The organism is Aeromicrobium sp. YIM 150415 (assembly GCF_016918125.1).
GTDB lineage: Bacteria > Actinomycetota > Actinomycetes > Propionibacteriales > Nocardioidaceae > Aeromicrobium > Aeromicrobium piscarium.
Window position 1 is genome coordinate 33,242 of sequence record NZ_JAERWM010000003.1, and the last position, 20,997, is coordinate 54,238.

29 protein-coding genes are annotated in these 20,997 nt (G+C 69.0%); 2 read left to right on the forward strand and 27 right to left on the reverse strand.

Features of this window, described 5'->3' with window-relative positions:
• Nucleotides 1–49: 49 nt before the first annotated feature.
• From rplO to JL108_RS01500, 25 genes are all read right to left on the reverse strand, one after another.
• Nucleotides 50–493 carry a 50S ribosomal protein L15 gene (gene rplO / locus JL108_RS01380; protein ID WP_205196576.1) on the reverse strand — a complete coding sequence of 148 codons (444 nt, stop codon included), beginning with the start codon at nucleotides 491–493 and terminating at the stop codon, nucleotides 50–52.
• Nucleotides 494–676, reverse strand: a complete 183-nt coding sequence (gene rpmD / locus JL108_RS01385) for a 50S ribosomal protein L30 (RefSeq protein WP_143911391.1) — start codon at nucleotides 674–676, stop codon at nucleotides 494–496.
• Nucleotides 676–1,281, reverse strand: a complete 606-nt coding sequence (rpsE, locus tag JL108_RS01390; RefSeq protein ID WP_205196577.1) for a 30S ribosomal protein S5 — start codon at nucleotides 1,279–1,281, stop codon at nucleotides 676–678. Before rpsE ends, rpmD begins: the two co-directional genes overlap by 1 nt.
• A gap of 31 nt (nucleotides 1,282–1,312) precedes the next feature.
• Nucleotides 1,313–1,696: a 50S ribosomal protein L18 gene (gene rplR / locus JL108_RS01395; protein WP_143911389.1), complete on the reverse strand. Its 384-nt coding sequence runs from the start codon at nucleotides 1,694–1,696 to the stop codon at nucleotides 1,313–1,315.
• A 3-nt stretch (nucleotides 1,697–1,699) separates the two neighbouring features.
• Complete coding sequence (gene rplF / locus JL108_RS01400) at nucleotides 1,700–2,242, reverse strand: 50S ribosomal protein L6 (RefSeq protein ID WP_143911388.1); 543 nt, start codon at nucleotides 2,240–2,242, stop codon at nucleotides 1,700–1,702.
• A 16-nt stretch (nucleotides 2,243–2,258) separates the two neighbouring features.
• Entirely contained in the window at nucleotides 2,259–2,666 is a 408-nt protein-coding gene (gene rpsH, locus JL108_RS01405) for a 30S ribosomal protein S8 (protein ID WP_143911387.1), read from the reverse strand.
• Between the two features lie 85 nt (nucleotides 2,667–2,751).
• Nucleotides 2,752–2,937 carry a type Z 30S ribosomal protein S14 gene (locus tag JL108_RS01410; protein WP_087624390.1) on the reverse strand — a complete coding sequence of 62 codons (186 nt, stop codon included), beginning with the start codon at nucleotides 2,935–2,937 and terminating at the stop codon, nucleotides 2,752–2,754.
• Between the two features lies 1 nt (nucleotide 2,938).
• Entirely contained in the window at nucleotides 2,939–3,502 is a 564-nt protein-coding gene (gene rplE / locus JL108_RS01415; RefSeq protein WP_143911386.1) for a 50S ribosomal protein L5, read from the reverse strand.
• A gap of 5 nt (nucleotides 3,503–3,507) precedes the next feature.
• Nucleotides 3,508–3,861 carry a 50S ribosomal protein L24 gene (gene rplX, locus JL108_RS01420; protein WP_143911385.1) on the reverse strand — a complete coding sequence of 118 codons (354 nt, stop codon included), beginning with the start codon at nucleotides 3,859–3,861 and terminating at the stop codon, nucleotides 3,508–3,510.
• 1 nt (nucleotide 3,862) lies between these two features.
• Nucleotides 3,863–4,231 (reverse strand): 50S ribosomal protein L14, encoded by a 369-nt coding sequence (rplN, locus tag JL108_RS01425; protein WP_143911384.1) that lies wholly within the window; start codon nucleotides 4,229–4,231, stop codon nucleotides 3,863–3,865.
• Between the two features lie 10 nt (nucleotides 4,232–4,241).
• Nucleotides 4,242–4,529: a 30S ribosomal protein S17 gene (gene rpsQ, locus JL108_RS01430; RefSeq protein WP_143911383.1), complete on the reverse strand. Its 288-nt coding sequence runs from the start codon at nucleotides 4,527–4,529 to the stop codon at nucleotides 4,242–4,244.
• Entirely contained in the window at nucleotides 4,526–4,747 is a 222-nt protein-coding gene (rpmC, locus tag JL108_RS01435) for a 50S ribosomal protein L29 (RefSeq protein WP_087624394.1), read from the reverse strand. Before rpmC ends, rpsQ begins: the two co-directional genes overlap by 4 nt.
• Complete coding sequence (rplP, locus tag JL108_RS01440) at nucleotides 4,747–5,166, reverse strand: 50S ribosomal protein L16 (RefSeq protein ID WP_087624395.1); 420 nt, start codon at nucleotides 5,164–5,166, stop codon at nucleotides 4,747–4,749. The genes rpmC and rplP overlap by 1 nt, the downstream gene beginning before the upstream one ends.
• Entirely contained in the window at nucleotides 5,166–5,960 is a 795-nt protein-coding gene (gene rpsC / locus JL108_RS01445; RefSeq protein WP_143911382.1) for a 30S ribosomal protein S3, read from the reverse strand. Before rpsC ends, rplP begins: the two co-directional genes overlap by 1 nt.
• 3 nt (nucleotides 5,961–5,963) lie before the next feature.
• Entirely contained in the window at nucleotides 5,964–6,383 is a 420-nt protein-coding gene (gene rplV / locus JL108_RS01450) for a 50S ribosomal protein L22 (RefSeq protein ID WP_143911381.1), read from the reverse strand.
• Nucleotides 6,380–6,661, reverse strand: a complete 282-nt coding sequence (rpsS, locus tag JL108_RS01455) for a 30S ribosomal protein S19 (RefSeq protein WP_143911380.1) — start codon at nucleotides 6,659–6,661, stop codon at nucleotides 6,380–6,382. The genes rplV and rpsS overlap by 4 nt, the downstream gene beginning before the upstream one ends.
• A 27-nt stretch (nucleotides 6,662–6,688) precedes the next feature.
• Nucleotides 6,689–7,519, reverse strand: a complete 831-nt coding sequence (rplB, locus tag JL108_RS01460) for a 50S ribosomal protein L2 (RefSeq protein ID WP_143911379.1) — start codon at nucleotides 7,517–7,519, stop codon at nucleotides 6,689–6,691.
• Between the two features lie 13 nt (nucleotides 7,520–7,532).
• The gene (rplW, locus tag JL108_RS01465; protein WP_087624400.1) at nucleotides 7,533–7,835 is read right to left on the reverse strand and encodes a 50S ribosomal protein L23; all 303 of its coding nucleotides are present in this window, start codon (nucleotides 7,833–7,835) and stop codon (nucleotides 7,533–7,535) included.
• Complete coding sequence (gene rplD / locus JL108_RS01470; protein ID WP_205196578.1) at nucleotides 7,835–8,758, reverse strand: 50S ribosomal protein L4; 924 nt, start codon at nucleotides 8,756–8,758, stop codon at nucleotides 7,835–7,837. Before rplD ends, rplW begins: the two co-directional genes overlap by 1 nt.
• 2 nt (nucleotides 8,759–8,760) lie before the next feature.
• A complete protein-coding gene (gene rplC, locus JL108_RS01475) occupies nucleotides 8,761–9,411 on the reverse strand; it encodes a 50S ribosomal protein L3 (protein ID WP_143911377.1) in 651 nt (216 codons plus the stop codon).
• A 17-nt stretch (nucleotides 9,412–9,428) separates the two neighbouring features.
• The gene (rpsJ, locus tag JL108_RS01480) at nucleotides 9,429–9,737 is read right to left on the reverse strand and encodes a 30S ribosomal protein S10 (protein ID WP_087624403.1); all 309 of its coding nucleotides are present in this window, start codon (nucleotides 9,735–9,737) and stop codon (nucleotides 9,429–9,431) included.
• A gap of 585 nt (nucleotides 9,738–10,322) precedes the next feature.
• A complete protein-coding gene (locus tag JL108_RS01485; RefSeq protein ID WP_205196579.1) occupies nucleotides 10,323–11,237 on the reverse strand; it encodes a cation diffusion facilitator family transporter in 915 nt (304 codons plus the stop codon).
• Between the two features lie 266 nt (nucleotides 11,238–11,503).
• Nucleotides 11,504–12,838, reverse strand: coding sequence for a DUF5719 family protein (locus JL108_RS01490; RefSeq protein ID WP_205196580.1), 1,335 nt, complete (start codon nucleotides 12,836–12,838; stop codon nucleotides 11,504–11,506).
• Complete coding sequence (locus JL108_RS01495; protein ID WP_205196581.1) at nucleotides 12,835–15,603, reverse strand: glycosyltransferase family 2 protein; 2,769 nt, start codon at nucleotides 15,601–15,603, stop codon at nucleotides 12,835–12,837. Before JL108_RS01495 ends, JL108_RS01490 begins: the two co-directional genes overlap by 4 nt.
• A 42-nt stretch (nucleotides 15,604–15,645) precedes the next feature.
• Nucleotides 15,646–15,897 carry a WhiB family transcriptional regulator gene (locus tag JL108_RS01500; RefSeq protein WP_185972933.1) on the reverse strand — a complete coding sequence of 84 codons (252 nt, stop codon included), beginning with the start codon at nucleotides 15,895–15,897 and terminating at the stop codon, nucleotides 15,646–15,648.
• 96 nt (nucleotides 15,898–15,993) lie between these two features.
• On the opposite strand from JL108_RS01500, the gene JL108_RS01505 reads away from it, so the two are divergent.
• Nucleotides 15,994–16,650, forward strand: a complete 657-nt coding sequence (locus JL108_RS01505) for a TIGR03089 family protein (protein WP_205196582.1) — start codon at nucleotides 15,994–15,996, stop codon at nucleotides 16,648–16,650.
• 141 nt (nucleotides 16,651–16,791) lie between these two features.
• On the opposite strand, the gene JL108_RS19675 is transcribed toward JL108_RS01505, so the two are convergent.
• Together JL108_RS19675 and JL108_RS01515 are read right to left on the reverse strand one after the other, a co-directional pair.
• The gene (locus JL108_RS19675) at nucleotides 16,792–18,276 is read right to left on the reverse strand and encodes an LCP family protein (protein WP_205196583.1); all 1,485 of its coding nucleotides are present in this window, start codon (nucleotides 18,274–18,276) and stop codon (nucleotides 16,792–16,794) included.
• Between the two features lie 37 nt (nucleotides 18,277–18,313).
• Nucleotides 18,314–19,747: an LCP family protein gene (locus JL108_RS01515; protein WP_143911371.1), complete on the reverse strand. Its 1,434-nt coding sequence runs from the start codon at nucleotides 19,745–19,747 to the stop codon at nucleotides 18,314–18,316.
• A gap of 131 nt (nucleotides 19,748–19,878) precedes the next feature.
• Between JL108_RS01515 and JL108_RS01520 the strand changes: the two genes are divergently transcribed.
• Nucleotides 19,879–20,946 (forward strand): LCP family protein, encoded by a 1,068-nt coding sequence (locus JL108_RS01520; RefSeq protein WP_205196584.1) that lies wholly within the window; start codon nucleotides 19,879–19,881, stop codon nucleotides 20,944–20,946.
• Nucleotides 20,947–20,997 lie beyond the last annotated feature (51 nt).

Below are 20,997 nucleotides of genomic sequence, written 5' to 3' on the forward strand. Positions count from 1 at the left end.
GCGGGACATGCCGATGGCACATCCCGCCGTTATTCAGACGATCATCCGATCACCGTTCGGTGATCGAACCGCCCGCGCCCTCGATCTTGCTCTTGGCCGAAGCGGAGAACTTGTCCGCCGTGACCTGCACGGCGACCGAGAGATCGCCGCCGCCGAGCACCTTGACGCGCTCGCCCTTGCGGACCGCGCCCTTGGCGACGAGAGCGTCGACGTCGACGGCGCCGCCCTCGGGGAACAGTTCGCCGATACGACCGGCGTTGACGACCTGGTACTCCTCACGGAAGGGGTTCTTGAAGCCCTTCAGCTTGGGCAGGCGCATGTGGAGCGGGGTCTGGCCGCCCTCGAAGGCTGCCGAGACCTGGTAGCGCGCCTTGGTGCCCTTGGTACCGCGGCCGGCGGTCTTGCCCTTGGACGCCTCGCCGCGACCCACGCGGGTCTTGGCGGTCTTGGCTCCCGGGGCGGGACGCAGATGGTGCAGCTTCAGCGGCGCCATTCAGTCCACCTCCTTGACGGTGATCAGGTGCGGGATGGTCTCGACCATGCCGCGGATCTCGGGGCGATCCTCGACGGTCGAGGTGTCGCCGATCTTGCGCAGGCCCAGCGAGCGCAGGGTGGCGCGCTGGTTCTGCTGTCGGCCGATGGCCGAACGGACCTGGGTGACTTCGAGCTTGGCCATCACGCACCCACCTCGGCGGCAGCCTCGGCGGACGCGCTGGTGTCCTCGCCCTTCTCGGCCCTCAGCAAGGCGGCCGGTGCGACCTGCTCGACATCGAGGCCACGGCGGGCGGCGACCGCCTCGGGGGACTCGAGGGTCTTGAGCGCCTCGACCGTCGCGTGGACGATGTTGATCGCATTGGAGGAACCGAGCGACTTGGACAGGATGTCCTGGACGCCGGCGGCCTCCAACACGGCGCGCACCGGTCCACCGGCGATGACGCCGGTACCGGGCGAAGCCGGACGCAGGAAGACCACGCCGGCCGCCTTCTCGCCGGTCACCGGGTGCGGGATCGTGCCCTGGATGCGGGGGACGCGGAAGAAGCTCTTCTTCGCCTCCTCGACGCCCTTGGCGATCGCCGTGGGAACTTCCTTGGCCTTGCCGTAGCCGATGCCGACCATGCCGTCACCGTCACCGACGATCACGAGAGCGGTGAAGCTGAAGCGCCGACCACCCTTGACGACCTTGGCGACACGGTTGATCGTGACGACCTTCTCGATGTAGTTGGACTTGTCGGCCCCGCGGTCGCCGCGACCGCGTCCGCTGCCCTGACGGCGCGTGCTCATGCCGAACTCCTCATGTTGGTGGTGATGATCATCAGAACTCCAGACCGCCCTCGCGGGCACCGTCGGCGAGCGCCGCGATGCGGCCGGCGTACTTGTTGCCGGCGCGGTCGAACACGACCGCGTCGATGCCCGCGGCCTTGGCGCGGTCAGCGACGATCTCGCCGACACGACGGGCCTTGGCGGTCTTGTCGCCCTCGAGGCCGCGCAGGTCCGCCTCCATGGTCGACGCCGACGCGAGGGTGTGGCCCTCGAGATCGTTGACGACCTGGACGACCAGGTGCTTGCTCGAACGGGTGACGACCAGGCGAGGACGCTCGGCCGATCCGTGCAGCTTCTTGCGGCCACGGAGCTGACGACGAGCCCGCGAGGCCTGACGACCCCGGAGGTGCTTGTTGTGCTTGATCGAGATTGCCATGGCTTACTTACCAGCCTTTCCGACCTTGCGGCGGACGTGCTCGCCGGCGTAACGAACACCCTTGCCCTTGTACGGCTCGGGCTTGCGGATCTTGCGAATGTTCGCCGCGACCTCGCCGACGACCTGCTTGTCGATGCCGGTCACCGTGAGCTTGGTCGGCGACTCGACCGTGAAGGTGATGCCCTCCGGCGCCGTGAACGGCACCGGGTGGCTGAAGCCGAGGTTCAGCTCGATCTCCGACGGGCCCTTGGAGAGCACGCGGTAACCGACGCCGACGATCTCGAGCTTCTTCTCATAGCCCTGGGTCACGCCGATGACCATGTTGTTGACGAGCGTGCGGGAGAGGCCATGCAGAGCCCGGCTCTTGCGCTCCTCGTCGGGACGATCCACCGCGAGCGAGCCGTCATCGGCTCGCGAGACGGTGATCGGCTCGGCGACGGTGTGCGAGAGCTGACCCTTGGGGCCCTTCACCGTGACGGTCTGGCCGTCGATGGTGACGTCGACGCCCGAAGGCACCGGAACGGGAAGCTTGCCGATACGTGACATATTCGTTCTCCTCCCGTCACCAGACGTAGGCGAGGACTTCGCCGCCGACGCCCTTGATCGTGGCCTGACGGTCCGTCAGCAGGCCGTGGCTGGTCGAGATGATCGCCACGCCGAGTCCGCCGAGGACCTTGGGCAGGTTGGTGGACTTGGCGTACACCCGCAGGCCGGGCTTGCTGATGCGGCGGATGCCGGCGATCGAGCGCTCGCGGTGCGGGCCGTACTTGAGGGTGATCGTCAGCTGCTTGCTGACCTCGCCCTCGCCGGGCTCGGCGATCTCGAAGTCGGTGATGTAGCCCTCCTGCTTGAGGATCTGGGCGACGCCAGCCTTCAGCTTGGAGTGCGGCATCGTCACCGAGTCGTGGAACGCCTGGTTTCCGTTGCGCACACGCGTCAGCATGTCCGCGATCGGATCGGTCATCGTCATGAGTGGTGTTTCCGTTCTCGCGCCGGTTTCGCATCTCGTCCCCGCATCCGGGTGGGAGAGGACCTGTCGCGTCGTGGGTTGGTTGTTACCAGGAGCTCTTGGTCACGCCGGGCAGCTCGCCGCGGTGGGCCATCTCCCGCAAGCAGATCCGGCACAGGCCGAACTTGCGGTAGACCGACTGCGGACGACCGCAGCGCTGGCAGCGGGTGTATCCGCGGACCGCGAACTTGGGCTTGCGCGCCTGCTTGACCTTCAGGCCAGTCTTCGCCATGTCAGTTCTCCTTGTACGGGAAGCCGAGCAGCTTGAGGAGGGAGCGTCCCTCATCGTCGGTGGTCGCCGTGGTGACGACCGTGATGTCCATACCCCGCGAGCGGTCGATCTTGTCCTGATCGATCTCGTGGAACATGACCTGCTCGGTCAGACCGAACGTGTAGTTGCCGCGACCGTCGAACTGCTTGGCCGACAGACCGCGGAAGTCGCGGATGCGGGGCAGCGCGAGCGTCAGCAGGCGGTCGAGGAACTCCCACATCCGGTCACCACGCAGCGTGACGTGCGCGCCGATCGGCATGCCCTCGCGCAGCTTGAACTGCGCGATCGACTTGCGAGCCTGCGTGACCTGCGGCTTCTGACCGGTGATAGCGGTCAGGTCGCGGATCGCGCCCTCGATCAGCTTGCCGTCGCGGGCCGCCTCACCGACGCCCATGTTGACGACGATCTTGGTCAGGCCCGGGATCTGCATGCGGTTGGCGTACCCGAACTGCTCCTGCAGCGCCGGAATGATCTCCTCGCGGTACTTCGCCTTGAGGCGCGGCGCCGTGACGGTGTCAGTGCTCACTGAACTCAGATCTCCTTTCCGGTCTTGGTGGCGATGCGCACGCTGCGCTCCGCCTCGTACTCCGACCCATCGGGCCGGGTCTTGGTCACGGTGTCGCGGCGGAAGCCCACGCGCGTGGTGGTCTTCTCGCCGTCGACCTCGACGACCAGGGCCACGTTCGAGACGTGGACCGGGGCCTCGGCGGTGATGATCCCCGCCTCGCCACCGGCCTGCGTCGCGCGGCGGTGCTTCTTGACCCGGTTGACGCCCTCGACGATCACCCGATCGCGGTCGGTCAGGACCTCGAGGACCTTGCCCTCGACGCCCTTGTCCTTGCCGGCGATGACGCGAACCTGGTCACCCTTGCGAATGCTTGCCATCTCAGAGCACCTCCGGAGCGAGCGAGATGATGCGCATGAACTTCTTGTCACGCAGCTCGCGGCCCACCGGGCCGAAGATGCGCGTGCCACGCGGATCGCCGTCGTTCTTGAGAATCACCGCGGCGTTCTCGTCGAACTTGATGTAGGAACCATCGGGACGACGGCGCTCCTTGACGGTGCGCACGACGACCGCCTTGACGACATCGCCCTTCTTGACGTTGCCGCCGGGGATGGCGTCCTTGACCGTGGCGACGATCGTGTCGCCGATGCCGGCGTACCGCCGGCCCGAGCCGCCGAGCACCCGGATGCACAAGATCTCCTTGGCACCGGTGTTGTCGGCGACCTTGAGTCGCGACTCCTGCTGAATCATCGCTTGTCTCCTACTTCGCCTTCTCGAGGATCTCCACGACGCGCCAGCGCTTGGTCGCCGACAGCGGTCGCGTCTCCGCCAGGAGCACGCGATCGCCGACGCCGGCCGCATTGGCCTCGTCGTGCGCCTTGAGCTTGGTGTTGCGACGCATGACCTTCCCGTACAGCGGGTGCTTGATGCGGTCCTCGATGCTGACCACGACGGTCTTGTCCATCTTGTCGCTCACCACGAGGCCCTCGCGGACCTTGCGGGTCGAACGCTCGCTCACGGTCGTTTCCTTCTTGTTCTCATCGCTCATGCTTCAACCTCTTCGATGATGCCGAGCTCGCGCTCACGGATGACCGTGTAGATGCGGGCGATCTCGCGACGAACGGACTTCAGTCGCGCGGTGTTGTCGAGCTGGCCGGTGGCGTTCTGGAAGCGCAGGTTGAACAGCTCCTCCTTGGCCTCCTTCAGCTTGCTCGCCAGGTCGTCGGCGCTGAGACCGCGCAGCTCTGCGGCTGTCGTTGTCGACATCACAGGTCTCCTGTCTCACGGGTGATGAAGCGGGCCTTCATCGGCAGCTTGTGGATGGCGCGGCGCATCGCCTCGCGGGCGACGTCCTCGCTGACGCCCGACAGCTCGAACATGACGCGTCCGGGCTTGACATTGGCGACCCACCACTCCGGCGAGCCCTTGCCCGAGCCCATGCGGGTCTCGGCGGGCTTCTTGGTGATCGGACGGTCCGGGAAGATGTTGATCCAGACCTTGCCGCCACGCTTGATGTGACGGGTCATCGCGATACGGGCCGACTCGATCTGACGGTTGGTGACGAAGTGTCCCTCGATCGCCTGGATGCCGTAGTCGCCGAACGCGAGCTCCGTGCCGCCCTTGGCCATGCCACGCCGCTTGGGCGTGTGCTGCTTGCGGTGCTTGACCCTGCGGGGCATCAACATCAGTTCGTCCCTCCCTGGGGAGCCGCCTCGGCCGAGGCGGCGTTCTCAGCGGGCGCCTGCTGCGGAGCAGCGGCGTCCTGACGGGCGGGGCGGCGGTTGCCGCGGCCGGGACGGCGGCTGCCGGGGGCGGCAGCGCGCTTCGCGGCCTCGGCCTCGCGCTCAGCGCGCGTGCCGGCGACCTCGCCCTTGTAGATCCAGACCTTCACACCGATACGGCCGAAGGTCGTCTTGGCCTCGTAGAAGCCGTAGTCGACATCGGCGCGCAGCGTGTGCAGCGGGACGCGGCCCTCGCGGTAGAACTCCGAGCGGCTCATCTCCGCGCCGCCGAGGCGACCCGAGCACTGGATCCGGATGCCCTTGGCACCCGAGCGCATCGTGGTCTGCATCGCCTTGCGCATCGCGCGACGGAACTGCACGCGACCGCTCAGCTGCTCGGCCACGCCCTGCGCGACGAGCTGGGCGTCCATCTCGGGCTGCTTGACCTCGAGGATGTTCAGCTGCACCTGCTTGCCGGTGAGCTTCTCGAGGTCACCGCGGATGCGGTCGGCCTCGGCTCCACGGCGGCCGATGACGATGCCCGGACGTGCCGTGTGGATGTCCACGCGGACCCGATCGCGGGTGCGCTCGATCTCGACCTTGCTGATGCCGGCCCGGTCCATGCCCTTGGTGAGCATCTTGCGGATCTTGACATCCTCGCCGACGTAGCTGCTGTACAGCTTGTCGGCGTACCAGCGGCTCTTGTGGTCGGTCGAGACGCCGAGGCGGAAACCGTGCGGGTTGATCTTCTGGCCCATAGCTCAGTTCCCACCCTTCTTCGAAATGGAGTCTTCGGGCTGCACGACCACGGTCAGGTGGCTCGTGCGCTTGAGGATGCGGTTGGCCGCACCCTTGGCGCGCGGACGCCAGCGCTTCATGGTCGGACCCTCGTCGACGGTCACGACGCTGACGATCAGATCGTCGGTGTCGAGGCCCTCGGTGGTCTCGGCGTTCGCGACCGCGGACTCGACCAGCTTGTAGAAGTTCTGGGCCACGGCCTGCGGCGCGAACTGGAGCGTGGCGAGCGCGTCCTCGACACGGGCGCCGCGGATCAGGTCCGCGACACGGCGAGCCTTGAGGGGCGTCACGCGCACGAAACGGGCCACGGCGAACGCGCCGGGCTCGTCGCCCAGCAGACGCTCACGGCGAGCGCTGATGTTCTCGCGAGTAGCTGCACTCATCGCCTCTTCGCCTTTCGGTCGTCCTTCTCATGGCCACGGAACGTGCGGGTCGGGGCGAACTCGCCCAGCTTGTGACCCACCATCGAGTCGGTGACGAACACCGGCACATGCTTGCGGCCGTCGTGCACGGCGATCGTGTGTCCGATGAAGGACGGCAGGATCATCGAGCGACGCGACCACGTCTTGATCACATTGTGGGTACCGGCCTCGTTCTGCGCGTCCACCTTCTTCTCGAGGTGGCCGTCGACGAAGGGACCCTTCTTCAAACTACGGGGCATGTCTCTTCCTCAGTTCCTACGCCGGGCTCAGCGCTTGCCGGTCTTGCGGCGGCGGACGATCATCTGGTCACTGGCCTTGCGCTTGCGCGTACGGCCCTCGGGCTTGCCCCACGGGCTGACCGGGTGACGGCCACCGGAGGTCTTGCCCTCACCACCGCCGTGCGGGTGGTCCACCGGGTTCATGACGACACCGCGGACGGTCGGGCGGACGCCCTTCCAGCGCTTGCGGCCGGCCTTGCCCCAGTTGATGTTGGACTGCTCGGAGTTGCCGACCTCGCCGATGCTGGCGCGGCAGCGAACGTCGACGTACCGCATCTCGCCCGAGGGCAGACGCAGCTGAGCGCGGTTGCCCTCACGGGCGACCAGCTGCACGCGAGCGCCGGCCGAGCGGCCCATCTTGGCGCCGCCGCCGGGGCGCAGCTCCACGGCGTGCACCACGGTGCCGACGGGGATGTTGCGCAACGGCAGGTTGTTGCCGGGCTTGATATCGGCTCCGACACCGGCCTCGACGCTCATGCCCTGACGCAGACCGTCGGGAGCGATGATGTAGCGCTTCTCGCCGTCGGCGTAGTGCAGGAGCGCGATCCGCGCCGTGCGGTTGGGGTCGTACTCGATGTGAGCGACCTTGGCCGGCACGCCGTCCTTGTCGTAGCGACGGAAGTCGATGATGCGGTAAGCGCGCTTGTGACCGCCACCCTGGTGACGCGTGGTGATGCGTCCCTGGTTGTTGCGGCCGCCCTTCTTGGGCAGCGGCTCGAGCAGCGACTTCTCCGGCGTCGTGCGGGTGATCTCAGCGAAGTCCGCGACGCTGGAGCCACGACGGCCCGGCGTAGTCGGCTTGTACTTGCGAATAGCCATGATGGTCCTCGTCTCAGCTCGGGCTCGAGAAGATGTCGATGCTCTGGCCGGGTGCCACGCTGACGATCGCGCGCTTGGTGTCCTTGCGCTTGCCGATGCCGTTACGCGTGCGGCGGGCCTTGCCCTTGCGGTTGATCGTGTTCACCGAGACGACCTTGACGTCAAAGATCTCCTCGATGGCGATCTTGATCTGCGTCTTGTTGGCGTCGGGGTGGACGTCGAACGTGTACTTGTTGTCGTCGATCAGCATGTAGGTCTTCTCGCTGACGATCGGCGCGATGATGATGTCGCGCGCGTGCGAGTGCAGGCTGCTCATCAGTTCTCCTCCTGAGCCGGGGCGAACCCGGCGGCCTCGGCGGACTCGGCGGTGTCGAACCAGACCTCCGGCTCGGCAGCGTCGTAGCCCGCGCCACCCGGCACGAAGTACGCCTTGGCGGCATCGCCCTTGATCTCGTGGCCCTTCGGAGCGTTGCCGCTCGCGAGGGGGGCCTTCGAGCCCGGGCCGTACGGCTGGGTCTTGGTGGCACCCGCGGGGGCGTCCCCTGCCGGCGCGTCGGCAGCGGGCTTCGCGGCCTTCTGCGGCGCCGGGGCCGCGGGGGCGGCCTGGGCCAGCTCGCTCAGCTTGAGGGTGGCGACACCCTCGGCGGAGCGGGCCTCGACGAAGGCCTGGTAGGCGGCCTGGGTGAACACCACGTCATCGGACAGCAGCACGTCGTACGTGTTGAGCTGGTCGAAGGACAGCAGGGCGATCGCCTCGGCGTTGCGCAGGCTCTTGGCGGTCAGCTGATCCTCGCGCTCGACGACCACGAGCACACGGGGGCGAGCGGTGAGCGCGCGCAGCGTGGCCAGGGCCGTCTTGGTCGAGGGCTTGTCACCGGTGATGAGCGACTCCACGACGTGCACGCGGCCGGCGCGCGCACGATCGGAGAGGGCCCCGCGCAGAGCGGCGGCCTTCATCTTCTTGTTGGTGCGCTGCTCGTAGTTGCGCGGCGTCGGGCCGTGCACGATGCCACCGCCGGCGAACTGGGGCGCGCGGATCGAGCCCTGGCGGGCGCGGCCGGTGCCCTTCTGGCGATACGGCTTCTTGCCGCCGCCGGCGACCTCGCCACGCGTCTTGGTGTCGTGCGTGCCCTGGCGCGCCGCAGCGAGCTGCGCGGTGACCACCTGGTGGATGAGCGGGATGTTCACCTGCACGTCGAAGATGTCGACGGGAGCGTCGACGTCGATCGTCTGTGCCATGGTCAGGCTCCCTTCGCGGCGTTGCGGATGACGACGAGGGCGCCCTTGGGGCCGGGGACGGCGCCCTTGACCAGGACGACTCCCTTCTCGACGTCGACCGAGTGGACGGTGAGATTCTGGGTGGTCACCGTGTCGGTGCCCATGTGGCCGGCCATCCGCAGACCCTTGAAGACGCGGCCCGGGGTGGCGCAGCCGCCGATCGAGCCGGGCTTGCGGTGGTTGCGGTGGGCGCCGTGCGAGGCGGAGACGCCGGCGAAGCCGTGACGCTTCATGACGCCGGCGAAGCCCTTGCCCTTGCTGGTGGCGGTGACGTCGACCTTGTCGCCCGTGGCGAAGATCTCCGGCGAGATCTCCTGGCCGAGGGTGTAGTCGGCGACGGCCTCGGTGCGGATCTCGACCACGTGACGGCGGGGGGTCACACCGGCCTTGGCGAAGTGACCGGACTGCGGCTTGTTGACCTTGCGTCCGTCGATCTCGCCGAAGCCGAGCTGGACGGCGCTGTAGCCGTCCGCCTCACGGGTGCGGATCTGGGTGACGACATTGGTGCCGGCCGCCAGGACGGTGACGGGCACGACGCGGCCGTCGGCGTCCCAGACCTGGGTCATGCCGAGCTTGCGGCCGAGGAGACCGCGCGCGTTGATGGTGCTGCTCATGGCGTGCGTGTCCTTCCTCAGAGCTTGATCTCGATGTCGACACCGGCCGGGAGGTCGAGCCGCATGAGCGAGTCGACGGTCTTCGGCGTCGGGTCGATGATGTCGATGAGCCGCTTGTGGGTGCGCATCTCGAAGTGCTCGCGGCTGTCCTTGTACTTGTGGGGCGAACGGATCACGCAGAACACGTTCTTCTCCGTCGGCAGCGGCACGGGGCCGGCCACCTTCGCGCCGGTGCGGGTCACAGTGTCGACGATCTTCTTCGCCGAGGAGTCGATGACCTCGTGGTCGTAGGCCTTGAGCCGGATACGGATTTTCTGTCCCGCCATGCTCTGCTCGTCCTTTACGTTCGTCTTCGCTTCACTCGCCCCCGGGTGGGAGGAGTAACCGTTGCGCTCCTTCTCCGTCCCCCGAGGTCGGGCGTGTCGCAGCGCTACCGCGCGCAGATTCACACACTTCTCGAGTTAGGTGGTTGGACCGGCTCCGCCCCCCGGAGGGTTCGGCTGGCCGGACGAGCACGAGCGCGGATCCGACGTATGCGCCGTCGCCAGGTGTGAGATCCCTGAGCGCATACGTCACCACGACCATGCCGAGGCAACTTGTCTATCTTGACATAGGCGCCATGAGGGAGACAAATCGGGGTCGAGGTGGGCTCGCTCACGTCCTCCCCCGGGGCGGTGAGTTACGCACCTCTCGGTCTCCCGGGCGGTGGACGACGCACCTCTCAGCGTCCGTGAGAGGTGTCCATCTCACCGCCGCTCAACCCAGCGTGCCTCGAGCGGTGAGTTACGCACCTCTCGCGATGGGCAACGGTGGGTGAGACACCCCTCGAGAGCCGCGAGCGGTGCGTAGGTCACCGCCCCAACGCCGAGGGGTGCGTAGGTCACCGCCCTGGGGGCGGAACGGGCGACGGCTCAGACGTGGACGTGGGACTCGGAGTCCTCGTGGCCCAATGGCTCGATCTGGAAGGTCGAGTGCTCGACATCGAAGTGCTCCGACAGGCAGGAACGGAGCCGGTCGAGCACCTCGTGCGCCTCGCTCATCTGATCGACCGACTCGGCGACCACGACGTGTGCGCTCATGACGGGCATGCCCGAGGTGATGGTCCACACGTGCAGATCGTGGACATCGACCACGCCGGGGATACCGACGATGTGGTCACGCAGAGCCGCCAGGTCGACTCCGCGCGGGGCCGACTCGAGCAGGACCTCGCAGACCTCCCGCAGTAGCGAGATCGCCCGCGGGACGATGAGCGCGGCGATCACCAGCGAGGCGATCGGGTCGGCCGCGGACCAGCCGGTCGCCACGATGATCGCGGCCGAGACCAGCACGGCGATCGAGCCGAGCGCGTCCCCCAGGACCTCCAGATACGCACCCCGGACGTTGAGGTTCTCCCGCGCCCCGCTGCGCAACAGCAGCAGCGCGACGATATTGGCGACCAGGCCGACGGCACCGGCGGCCAGGACGAGACCCCCGTCGATGTCCACCGGGCTGCTGAGCCGGCGGACGGCACCGACCACGATGACCGCGCACAGGCCGATCAGGATGAGCCCGTTGGCTCCGGCCGCGAGCACCTCGGCGCGATGGAAGCCGTAGGACGATCGGGCATCACGTCCGCCACCGCGCTGCCCGATGGTGATCGCGATGAGCGCCATGAGCACGCCGATGGCATCGGTGAGCACGTGGCCGGCGTCGGCGAAGAGGGCGAGGCTGCCGGTGAGGGTCGCCACGACGATCTGCACCAGGAAGACGGTGATCGCGATAGCAAGCACGGCCGCGAGACGACCGCGGTGCTGGACGCCGCTCGTGTGCTGGTGTCCGTGGCCCATGCGAATAAGGCTAGACCGATGTTGCGAAAATCGCGACCACCCTCCCGCACCTCGGACGGTGGCCCGTCTCACACGCCCCCGCCCATGGAGGCCTACCTGGTCGACGGTTCCGTCGCCGCGCCCGCAGGAGCGGTGACCTACGCACGCCTCGACCGCGAGAGCGGTGCCTGAGGCACGCCTCACTGGCCGTGAGAGGTGCGTAAGTCACCGCTCACCGGGTCGTGAGGTGCGTAGGTCACCGCTGGCACCGAGGACTGCGCAGGCGGTCAGTGCCAGCGTCCGCCCCAGGAGACATGCGGCGCGAGCACGGCCGTGGGTGCGGCGAGGACGGGTGCCAGGGCGATCCCGTCCCCCTCGGCATATCTCGCCTGGGCATACATCCCCGGACCGGTCACCAGGAGATAGGCCGCTCCGTCGGCGACCTCGCCCGCCCCGATCGCGAGACTGCCGCCCTCGGGGATGTCCAGCGTCTGCTCCCCGAGCGAGTTCATCTCGGTATCGAAGCCCTCGACGGTCGCCTGCCCGGCCCGCCCGGCGCTCGCCACGGTCAGACGCGTGTCGCCGACCACCGGGAGGAGCGCGCCACGGTCCTCGAGCGCGGTGAGGCTCGTCCCGAGGGCGAGGTCGTTCTCCCCCTGCCACCGGCTCGTGGCCGTGACCGGCTGGTCCGCGCTCACCAGGAGCGGAGCGTCCACGGAAGGGAGATCGACGCGCGCTACGGTGCCTGGCTCGACCGGGACGTCGTCGAGCCCCTCCAGCACGTACGTGCCGTTGTCGGCACCGAGGGCCGAGACCCGCACGTTCGCGGTCTCCTCCCCCGGGTTGGTCATCAGGAGCGCTCTCGCCCCCTCGCCGTCCGCCGAGGCGACGACCACCTCGCGGGCCGGAGCCGCCGAGGCCGTCATGAGCTCGCTGCCCCGGACGTCCGAGCTGCCCGCGTCGAGGACCTGGGCCGTGGCCTCACCCCGCAGACGCTGCACCCGGACGGCCATGGTCGTCTCGGCCGCCGCGAGATCCGAGGCGGCGACACGCCGCACCTCCCCGGCGTCGAGCGTGATGGTGTCGTCAGCGGCAATCGCCAAGGCTCCGGACTCCCCCCATGCGGAGAGCCGCACGACCGCGGGACCATCGCCCGGGTTGACGATCACGAGCTGCGAATCGTGTCCGTCGACCGCGCCGAGGCCGGTGAACCAGTCGTCATCGGCACGCGTGGCGCACGGCGCGACCACCAGGCCGTCGCCGCTGCCGTCAGCGTTCCCGGCGACGAAGCCGGCCGCCCCCGAGCCCGAGCCCGTCTGGGTGACGGCCACCGCCTCGCCGGCGCTTCCGGCGGCTCTCCAGACGGCCGGGTTCTCCAGGTCGGCGATCTCGGCGTCATCGGGCAATGCGCGCGCCGAGACGGAGTCGCCCGGCGAGACCTGTCCTGCCAGCACGGAGAGCCCGTCGCCGGACGGACAGGTGTAGGTGGTCGCGTCGACGTCGAGCGTTTCGGGCGACCGTTCGTCGGCGTCGCGGGACACCGAGGGCACCACCGCGGCGACGACGATCACGGCTGCCGCCACCACCGGTGCCAGGAAACGGGGGGTGATCTGGATCTTCACAGCTCTTCCTCCTGCTCGGCGCGGCCGCGGCCGGGGATCGCCCCGATGGCCAGGGCTCCCCAGCCGAGCAGCCAGACTCCGACGAGGACCGGACGCGCCGCCGACGCCTCAGGGGTGTCGATGTCATCGGACGGCTCCACCTCGACGGTCCACACGCGCGAGCCGGGCCGGTCGCTGCCCGCCGGGGCGAGCCCCGGGGCGGCGCTGATCCGCACGGCGGCGTCGGTGCTCGCGTCCGGCAGGTAGATCGCCTGGACGCCGGCATCGGCCAGGTCTTGCACCGAGGCCGACGATGGCTCGGCGACGAGGCGAGCGACCACTGCGGCGAAGTCGTCGCGACGGTCCGGCGCGGGCCGGGCGGTCTCCTGCCCGAGATGCGGTCCCCGGCCGTGGACGACGTCGATCGTGACGCCGTCCTCGATATCGCCCGAGACCATCAGCGTCGTGATGTCCTGATCGGCCAGGTAGGCGGGAACGGTCGGCTCGGCCGTCGACGCCAGCGGCCCTTCGATACCGCGAGCGACCCACCACGCACCGGCGCCCAGCGGGAACACCAGGGCGAGGACGGTGAGCCCGAGCGCGACCCGGCGGCCCGAGCGGGCGATCTCGCCGGCAGCGAGAAGAGCCGCGGTCCCGAGACCCGCGATCCAGATCGCAGACCCGAGGCCCGGCCAGGCCGATGAGCCCGGCGGACCGGCGACCGCCGGAACGAGCATCCCGATGGCGGCGATCACGAGTCCGCTGAGAGCGACGACCCAGCTCACACTCACCTCGTACCGCGTGGCGCGGGGCACGAGCGCGAGCACACCGAGCACCAGGACGCCGAAGGAGAGCCAGGGCAGCGTGGCGCCCGGACCGCCGCCGAGGCCCCCGAGGATGTCCAGCGCGGTGGTGTCGACGCCGCGCGGCACACCAGCCTCCCACCACCACAGCGACGGGTGCAGGAACCGCGCCCACCACGACGGGCCGGCCACGAGCGCGGCCGCGACGACGCCGGCCACGAGCTCGCGCGGCGGTCGGAGGCGAGCGACGATGAGCAGACCCGCGATGGCGACGATCGCGATGAGGAAGCCGGCCGGCGCGAAGACCGAGACCACGGCCAGCCAGAGCCCGACCTGAGCGGCCCGGGTCCACGACGGAGTCACCAGGGTGTGGGTGACGACATTCGCGAGCAGCGGGGCGAGCACGAGCGCCACGACGGTGCCGAGGCGTCCCTGCGCGACGGCACCGGTGCCCGCCACCAGCACGCCGTACGAGACGGCCCAGATCATGCGAGCGACGCGATGATCGGTGATGAGCCGGCCGAAGCGATGTGCCGTCATGGCGGCGAGGGGCACGGCGAGCACCAGGATCGTCCATGGCAACAGCCCGGGGGCGAAGGCGAAGGGCAGCCCCACCAGCGCGATGACGGGAAGATACGGGGCCGGCCACGAGCTTGCTGGAAGGCCTGCGCCGTCGACGGTGCGCGCCATCAGGTCGCGCCACCAGTCCGCGACCGAGTCCGGCGAGGCGGGCAGCACAGGTGAGGCCACGCTGCCCGTCCAGAGACCACGGGCGGCGATCAGCGCGAGCAGGACCAGCACGAGCAGCGTCGTGGCCCAGGGGTACCGCCGGTACCAGCGATCGGCGTCCTCGACGACGATCTCCTCGTTGAGGACGTCCAGGGACGACGCACGACGTCCGAGCGTCTGGACCGCCTCGGGCCGCACCATCGCCTGGACGCTCTCGACCATGACATCCCAGCCGTGCTGGTACGGCAGCCAGGCGGAGGGGAACAGGTGCCGGATGTCGCGCCGAGCGACCGTGGCGGTCGCGGCGCGGTCACGGCGGGCACCCCGCATGCGTCGCGGGGCGGCGAAGACCGAGCGGAGCGCGGCGGCCTCTCCACGCGCTCCCCGTGTGTCCTTGAAGACCAGATCGGCGATCATCCGCAGCAAGGAACCGAGGACGAAGCGCACAGACTGCCACCAGAACCGGAAGCCGGTCTCGTTGGCCAGCACCGTGTAGACGGCGGCACGACGCTGCTCCCCTGCGACGACCCGACGGCGCCGTGTGCGCCGTGCCGACGCCTCGGCATGGAAGATCACCGCCGGCGGCGCGGTGCGGGTCCGAAGGCCCGCACGAGCGACTCGCCAGCCGAAGTCGACATCGTCGAAGAAGAGCGGGAGCGCCGGATCGAGACCGCCGAGCCGCTCCCAGGCGTCGTTCCGCACCAACATGCCGGCGGTGTTCACCGCGAGAACATCGCGGGGCCAGTCGTGCTGGCCGGCGTCGGGCTCGCCCGGTTCGAGCCCGGTCTCGAGTCGACCGGTGCCGGTGACCGTGCGGCCCACTTCGAGCAGGCGCTGGAGGGAGGGCCACTCACGGATCTTCGGTCCGACGACGGCGATGTCCTCGGCGCTCGTGGCCTCGTCGAGCAGGGCCGTGAGGGCGCCGGGATCGACGATCGCATCGTCGTGGAGCAGCCAGATCCACTCCGCCGGGCCGCTCGCGTGCTCGAGCCCCAGGCGGACGGCGTCACCGAAACCGGTGCCCGCGGGCGCCTCGACGACGTGTGCGTCACCGAGGGCCTCGCGCAGCAGGGTGCCGGAGGCGTCCTCCTGGGGGGCGACATCGACGGCGACCCATTCGGCGGGCAGATGCTCCAGCTGCGCCAGCGATGCCAGGGTCTGGGGCAGCCAGCGCTCACCGCGGCGACTCACCAGAACGGCGACGACACGCGGTGGCGAACTGCGCCACGCGGGCAGCTGTTCCTCCTCGTCCACCCAGCCGAGGCTAGTGGACGAGGCGAAGAAGCGCGCCGTGGGTCAGGCGCGCTTCTTGAGCTTGCGGCGTTCGCGCTCTGAGAGACCGCCCCAGATGCCGAAGCGCTCGTCGTGAGCGAGCGCATACTCCAAGCAATCGTCCCGGACCTCGCACGTCGTGCAGACGCGCTTGGCCTCGCGGGTTGAGCCGCCCTTCTCGGGGAAGAACGACTCGGGGTCGGTCTGGGCACACAGGGCACGCTCCTGCCAGGCCAGCTCTGGATCGCTGGGCGGTGGCCAAACCTCGAATGACATACCTGAAATTACAGCCGTGGTCCTGCCAAACGTCAAGCTGAAAAGCAATCCTGGGGATATCTTCGGCGTGTCGTCCACAGGTTGTACGGTCGAGAGGTGTCCTCGACCCTGGCTTCGCTCGCCCCCGCGAGCCCTCAACCGCTCATCACGTTCTACGACCTCGCCACCGGTGAGCGGGTCGAGTTGAGCGGCATCACGCTCGGCAACTGGGTCGCCAAGGCGACCAACTATCTCACCGAGGAGCTCGAGATCGAGGCCGGTGCCCGGCTGCGCCTGGGGTTGCCCGCGCATTGGCTACGGCCGGTGTGGGCCCTCGCCGCCTGGACGGCCGGCGCGGTGGTCACCGATCAGCCCGCCGATATCGCCGTCGTCGGCCCCGATCTCGATGCCGACGAGCCCATCCGCCTGGCCGCCTCGCTGCGCCCGCTGGGTGCGCGTTTCGCCGATCGCCCCGAGGGATTCATCGACATCGCCGAGGTCGTGCCTCCGCAGCCCGACCTGCTGCTGACGATCGACTCCCCCGGCCCCGACGATCTCGCCGTCGACCTCGACGGCACTCGGCGCTCGCATGCCGAGGTCCTCCAGTCGGCACCGGACGGGCGCCGTCTCCTGCTGGACACGCCGGCACTCGGCGAGGAGATCGACGCGCTCGTCGCCGCCTGCCTCAGCGCCGGTTCGTTGGTGATCACGGTCGGCGGAGGCGACGAGGACCGCGCGCGGATCGCGGCCCAGGAGAACGCCGAGCTGCCCTGACCCGCCGCGCGAGCGGTGACTTACGCACCCCTCAACGACGCGAGCGGTGGCCTACGCACTCCTCAACGGCCGCGAGACGTGCGTAACCCACCGCCCAAGGGCGCGAGACGTGCGTAAGTCACCGCCCCGGGGGTCGCGGTTTCAGCAGGCGGCGGCGAGGTCGTCGGTGATATTGGCGTCCGGGGTCGGCTCGGTCTCACCGGGTTCGGTCGGATCCGGCTCTGTCGGCTCGGCGGTCTCGTCGGCGGGATCGGGCGTCGCGGGAGTCTCGACGGTGCCGTCGATGAGCGCCTGGATGTCGGCGTGGATCTGAGCGAAATCGGGATTGGCCGTGTTGTACTCCGGCGGCACCACCGACAGCGTGGCGATCTGCGTCCCGCGTGCCTTGAGCGCCAGATCGGCGAAGGCCGCGAGCTCCGACCCCGGGAGATTCGTGGCCAGCATCTGGGCGCTCGAGTCGGCGATCTTCCCCGCGTTCAGCAGCACGGTCTGCGGGCTGAGCTGGTCGAGCATCGAGACCATCAGGCACTTCTGCCGCGCCATCCGGTCGAAGTCGTCGCTCTGGATCCGGCTGCGAGCGAACCACAGCGCCTCATTGCCGTCGAGCTTCTGCCGTCCCGCGGGGAGGTACTCATCGCGTTTGCGGTCGGTCTCACCGAACATGGCGATCGGGGTGGGAACGTTCACCGTGATCCCACCCACGGCGTCGACCAGCGACGCGAATCCCTCCATGTTGATGAGCACGTAGTAGTTCATCGTCAGACCCGTGGCACCCTCGACCGCGTCGATCGTGGCGTCCAGCCCCGGGTCAGCGCTGTCCGGGTACAGGTCCGAGCGGTCCTCCCCCGCCGTGTGCACCGCGTTGAGCAGGCACTCCTCGCCGCAGTTGAAGCCGTAGGGGTAGGCCTCCCGCATCGGCGAGCCCTCGGGGAAGGGGACGTTCTGCAGGTTGCGCGGCAGCGAGATCATCACGCTGTCCCCGGTAGCGGCATCGATGCTCACGACGTTCAGGGAGTCCGGGCGCAGTCCCTCGCGACCGTCGCCGGAGTCCGCGCCCAAGAGCAGGATGTTGTACCGGCCTTGCAGCGGAGGCGTCGTCTCGGTCGCATCGAAGACCTGCGTCACGACCTGCCGGGAGGCGGAGACCGTGTTCCAGCCGACCGTCACGATGCCGCTCGCGAGGGCGATCACGACCATGTTCACCACGCTGACGACCGCCATGCGCCGGAGGTCGAGGCCGGGCAGCACCGCGAGCCGCCACGCGTCCACGAAGAGCCCCAGCCAGCCGATCGTGACGATCGCGAGGCCGAAGCGGGCGATGTCGAGGGTCGCCGGGTCGGTCACCCACCCGATCAAGGTCTCGCGCTCGGGACGGATCACCAGGACAGCCACCAGGAAGCCGACGACGGCCAGCGCCCAGAGCCCCATCACGACCTGCCCGAGACGTCTCGCACCGGCGAGGAACTGCGCGCTGCCGGGCCAGATGATCGTGGCGGCCATCAGCGAGAGGGCTCGGCGCAGTGCACGATCCGGGGACATCCGGCGGCGGCCGGGGCGCACGTCCTGCGGTTCCAGGGCAGTGCTCCTCTCGGGCGGTTCCGGGTCGTCGCCCAGTGTGCCAGTCACCGATCGACCGCCCCGGCGGCGGTGTCCCTGAACCCCATCAACACGTCTGGTCGAGGTCCTCGGTCTGATTGGCCTTGCGCGGGTCCAGGGTCTCGGGATTCGGATCGGCCATCGAGAGCGAGGACGACACCATCAGCGAGGTCGCCTCCGGTCGGCCCTCGGCGACGGCGATCGCGTCCTCGACCATCCGGTGCACCTTGGGATAGTCCGGATCGCCGGTGTTGATCTCCGGCGGCACGAGCGAGACCGAGGAGATCGGCTCGCCCCGGGTCTTCAGCACCAGGTCCATGAAGATGTTGAGATCCTGACGCGGGATATCGGTCTCGAGCATCGCCTCGCCGGAGTCGGCGATCTTCTGCATGTTCATGACCACCGTCTGCGGGCTCAGCTGCTGTGCCATCGCGTTCATGACGCATTTCTGCCGGCCCATGCGCGACCAGTCGTCGTTGAGCACCCGGCTGCGGGCGTACCACAAGGCCTCGTAGCCGTCGAGCTTCTGCTCGCCCGCCTCGATGTAACCGCTGATCGGATTGCCGATGCCGTCGATCGCGGTGCGCTCGCGCACGTTCATCGTCACACCGCCGACGGCATCGACCAGACCCTCGAAACCGTGCATGTTGATGAGCGCGTAGTAGTTGAGCTTCAGCCCGGTGACCTCCTCGACGGCCTCCATCGTCGCGCCGATGCCCGGCGAGGACGAGTCGAAGAGATCGGCGTGATCCTCGGCCCAGGTGTTGACCCCGTTGAGATAGCAGTCGTCGCAGTCGAAGCCGTTCGGGAACTCCTTCCCCATCACCGAGTCCTTCGGAAAGGGGACGTTCTCCAGATTGCGCGGCAGGCCGATGATGACGGCTCGTCCGGTGTCGGCGTCCACGCTCACGACGTTGATGGAGTCCGGTCGCATCCCCGTGCGGTCGTCGTCGGCGTCCGATCCGAGCAGGAGGATGTTGTACCGGCCCTCATGGGGATCGACGGAGGTGGTGGAGGCGAAGACCGCGCCGGCGAATCCGTCCACGACCGAGACGGTGTGCGCGGCGAAGAACATGACCCCCGCCACCACGAAGCACAGCACGCCGTTGACGCCCGCGGAGATGGCTCGGTGACCGCGGCGCAGCTCGCGCGGGCGTCCCAGCCGCCAGGCGTCGACGATGAGGGCCGCCCAGGCGACGGCACCCGCGATGAGCAGCCAGCGGCCGACCCCCAGGATCAGGCCGTTGGTGGCGAACTCGAAGAGCATCGAACGCGAGGTGAGGGCGATGAGAGCGAGGAGGGCGGCAAGGGCGAGGACACCCAGCCAGACCCGCACGGCGATCCGGCCGACGGTGCGATTGCCGTGCACCAGCTGGGCCGATCCGGGCATCACGACCGACATGGCCGCGAGGGTGAGGGAGCGCCGGAATCGGATACGGGAGGTGGCGGCCTCGGGGTCGCTGTAGCTACCGCCCATGACGCTGGAGGGCACGTTCGACATCGTCGTCCTTACGGTGGGGAAGGGTCCGTAGGTCCCGCCCAGTATCGACGCCGTGAGCGGGCGAGGCCACGAGACGCGCCGAGCACAGCAGTGTTTTTCTCCCCCGTCACCGGCTCGGCTATTTTCGACCCATGTCCTCCGACGGCCGTTCCGGCGAATACGACTGGCTCTATGAGGACGATCGCCGACGGTCGTCCGCTCCCGAGCCCTCTCCTCGCGGCGGCGACGATCTACCGCCCCCGCAGCTGCCGCCGCCGGGGTCGGGCAGCGGCTCGGCGGGACGTCCGCGCAAGAAGCGGGGCAAGCTGCGCTATCTGTGGCTGCTGCTGGTGCTCTGGCTCGCCTTCCTGGTCGCCGTGCCCTTCATCGCCTGGGCTCAGGTCACCAAGGTCCCGGCGACGCCGGACGGCGATCGCCCCGATGGGCAGCGCGGATCGAACTACGTGATCGTCGGGTCGGATGCTCGTCCGGGCGAGGAGGCCCGCGGGCGCACCGACTCGATCATGGTGCTGCACACGGGACGGGGCCCCACCGTGCTGACCTCGTTCCCGCGGGACTCGATCGTCGACATCCCCGGACACGGGAGCACGAAGATCAACGCGGCCTATGCCTTCGGCGGCGCCCCGCTGCTCGTGCAGACGATCGAGCAGAACACCGGTCTTCACATCGACGGCTTCGTCGAGATCGGCTTCGAGGGCCTGGTGGACGTCGTGGACTCCCTGGGCGGCATCGAGCTGTGCCCGGAGAACGCCTTGCAGGACGAGGACTCCGGACTCGACATCGAGGCCGGCTGTCAGACCGTCGACGGGGAGACCGCGCTCGCGTACTCACGCAATCGCAAGGCCTACGCCGCCGGCGATATCGCGCGCGGAGAGGCCCAGCGCGAGGTGATCGGCGCGATCGGCGCCAAGGCTCGGTCGCCCTGGACCGTCCTCAATCCGCTGCGCTACTACGGCGCCGCGGTCGACACCGGCAGCTCGCTCGCTGTCGGCGACGATGTCTCGCTCTTCTCCTTCGTGCGCTTCGCGTGGGCGCTGTCGGGGGCGATGGGCGGCAGCGGCCTCAACTGCACCGTCCCGATCGCGGACATGCAGGTGAACTGGGACAGCACCCGCGCCCCGGCCTTCTTCGACCATCTGATCAACGACACCAGCGGGGACCTCGGCGACCTCTGCACCCCCACCGGTCTACCCGAGTAGGAGCCCAACCTCTCCTTGCCCGCCCCTCGTGAGCGGTACCTGATCAACCTC

Excerpts from the sequence above, each read along its gene's own strand:
- rpmD (WP_143911391.1), bottom strand. The coding sequence starts at position 676 with ATGGCCAAGCTCGAAGTCACCCAGGTCCGTTCGGCCATCGGCCGACAG.
- rpmC (WP_087624394.1), bottom strand. The coding sequence starts at position 4,747 with ATGTCGACAACGACAGCCGCAGAGCTGCGCGGTCTCAGCGCCGACGAC.
- rplD (WP_205196578.1), bottom strand. The coding sequence starts at position 8,758 with ATGGCACAGACGATCGACGTCGACGCTCCCGTCGACATCTTCGACGTG.
- rplC (WP_143911377.1), bottom strand. The coding sequence starts at position 9,411 with ATGAGCAGCACCATCAACGCGCGCGGTCTCCTCGGCCGCAAGCTCGGC.
- rplF (WP_143911388.1), bottom strand. The coding sequence starts at position 2,242 with ATGTCACGTATCGGCAAGCTTCCCGTTCCGGTGCCTTCGGGCGTCGAC.
- rplV (WP_143911381.1), bottom strand. The coding sequence starts at position 6,383 with ATGAGTGCAGCTACTCGCGAGAACATCAGCGCTCGCCGTGAGCGTCTG.
- rpsQ (WP_143911383.1), bottom strand. The coding sequence starts at position 4,529 with ATGAGCGATGAGAACAAGAAGGAAACGACCGTGAGCGAGCGTTCGACC.
- rpsS (WP_143911380.1), bottom strand. The coding sequence starts at position 6,661 with ATGCCCCGTAGTTTGAAGAAGGGTCCCTTCGTCGACGGCCACCTCGAG.
- JL108_RS01520 (WP_205196584.1), top strand. The coding sequence starts at position 19,879 with ATGTCCTCCGACGGCCGTTCCGGCGAATACGACTGGCTCTATGAGGAC.
- rplW (WP_087624400.1), bottom strand. The coding sequence starts at position 7,835 with ATGAGCAGCCTGCACTCGCACGCGCGCGACATCATCATCGCGCCGATC.
- rplX (WP_143911385.1), bottom strand. The coding sequence starts at position 3,861 with ATGGCAAGCATTCGCAAGGGTGACCAGGTTCGCGTCATCGCCGGCAAG.
- rplB (WP_143911379.1), bottom strand. The coding sequence starts at position 7,519 with ATGGCTATTCGCAAGTACAAGCCGACTACGCCGGGCCGTCGTGGCTCC.
- JL108_RS01515 (WP_143911371.1), bottom strand. The coding sequence starts at position 19,747 with ATGTCGAACGTGCCCTCCAGCGTCATGGGCGGTAGCTACAGCGACCCC.
- rpsE (WP_205196577.1), bottom strand. The coding sequence starts at position 1,281 with ATGAGCACGCGCCGTCAGGGCAGCGGACGCGGTCGCGGCGACCGCGGG.
- JL108_RS01500 (WP_185972933.1), bottom strand. The coding sequence starts at position 15,897 with ATGTCATTCGAGGTTTGGCCACCGCCCAGCGATCCAGAGCTGGCCTGG.
- rplN (WP_143911384.1), bottom strand. The coding sequence starts at position 4,231 with ATGATTCAGCAGGAGTCGCGACTCAAGGTCGCCGACAACACCGGTGCC.
- rplO (WP_205196576.1), bottom strand. The coding sequence starts at position 493 with ATGGCGCCGCTGAAGCTGCACCATCTGCGTCCCGCCCCGGGAGCCAAG.
- rpsC (WP_143911382.1), bottom strand. The coding sequence starts at position 5,960 with ATGGGCCAGAAGATCAACCCGCACGGTTTCCGCCTCGGCGTCTCGACC.
- rplP (WP_087624395.1), bottom strand. The coding sequence starts at position 5,166 with ATGTTGATGCCCCGCAGGGTCAAGCACCGCAAGCAGCACACGCCCAAG.
- JL108_RS01485 (WP_205196579.1), bottom strand. The coding sequence starts at position 11,237 with ATGGGCCACGGACACCAGCACACGAGCGGCGTCCAGCACCGCGGTCGT.
- JL108_RS01410 (WP_087624390.1), bottom strand. The coding sequence starts at position 2,937 with ATGGCGAAGACTGGCCTGAAGGTCAAGCAGGCGCGCAAGCCCAAGTTC.
- rpsJ (WP_087624403.1), bottom strand. The coding sequence starts at position 9,737 with ATGGCGGGACAGAAAATCCGTATCCGGCTCAAGGCCTACGACCACGAG.
- rpsH (WP_143911387.1), bottom strand. The coding sequence starts at position 2,666 with ATGACGATGACCGATCCGATCGCGGACATGCTGACGCGTGTGCGCAAC.
- rplR (WP_143911389.1), bottom strand. The coding sequence starts at position 1,696 with ATGGCAATCTCGATCAAGCACAACAAGCACCTCCGGGGTCGTCAGGCC.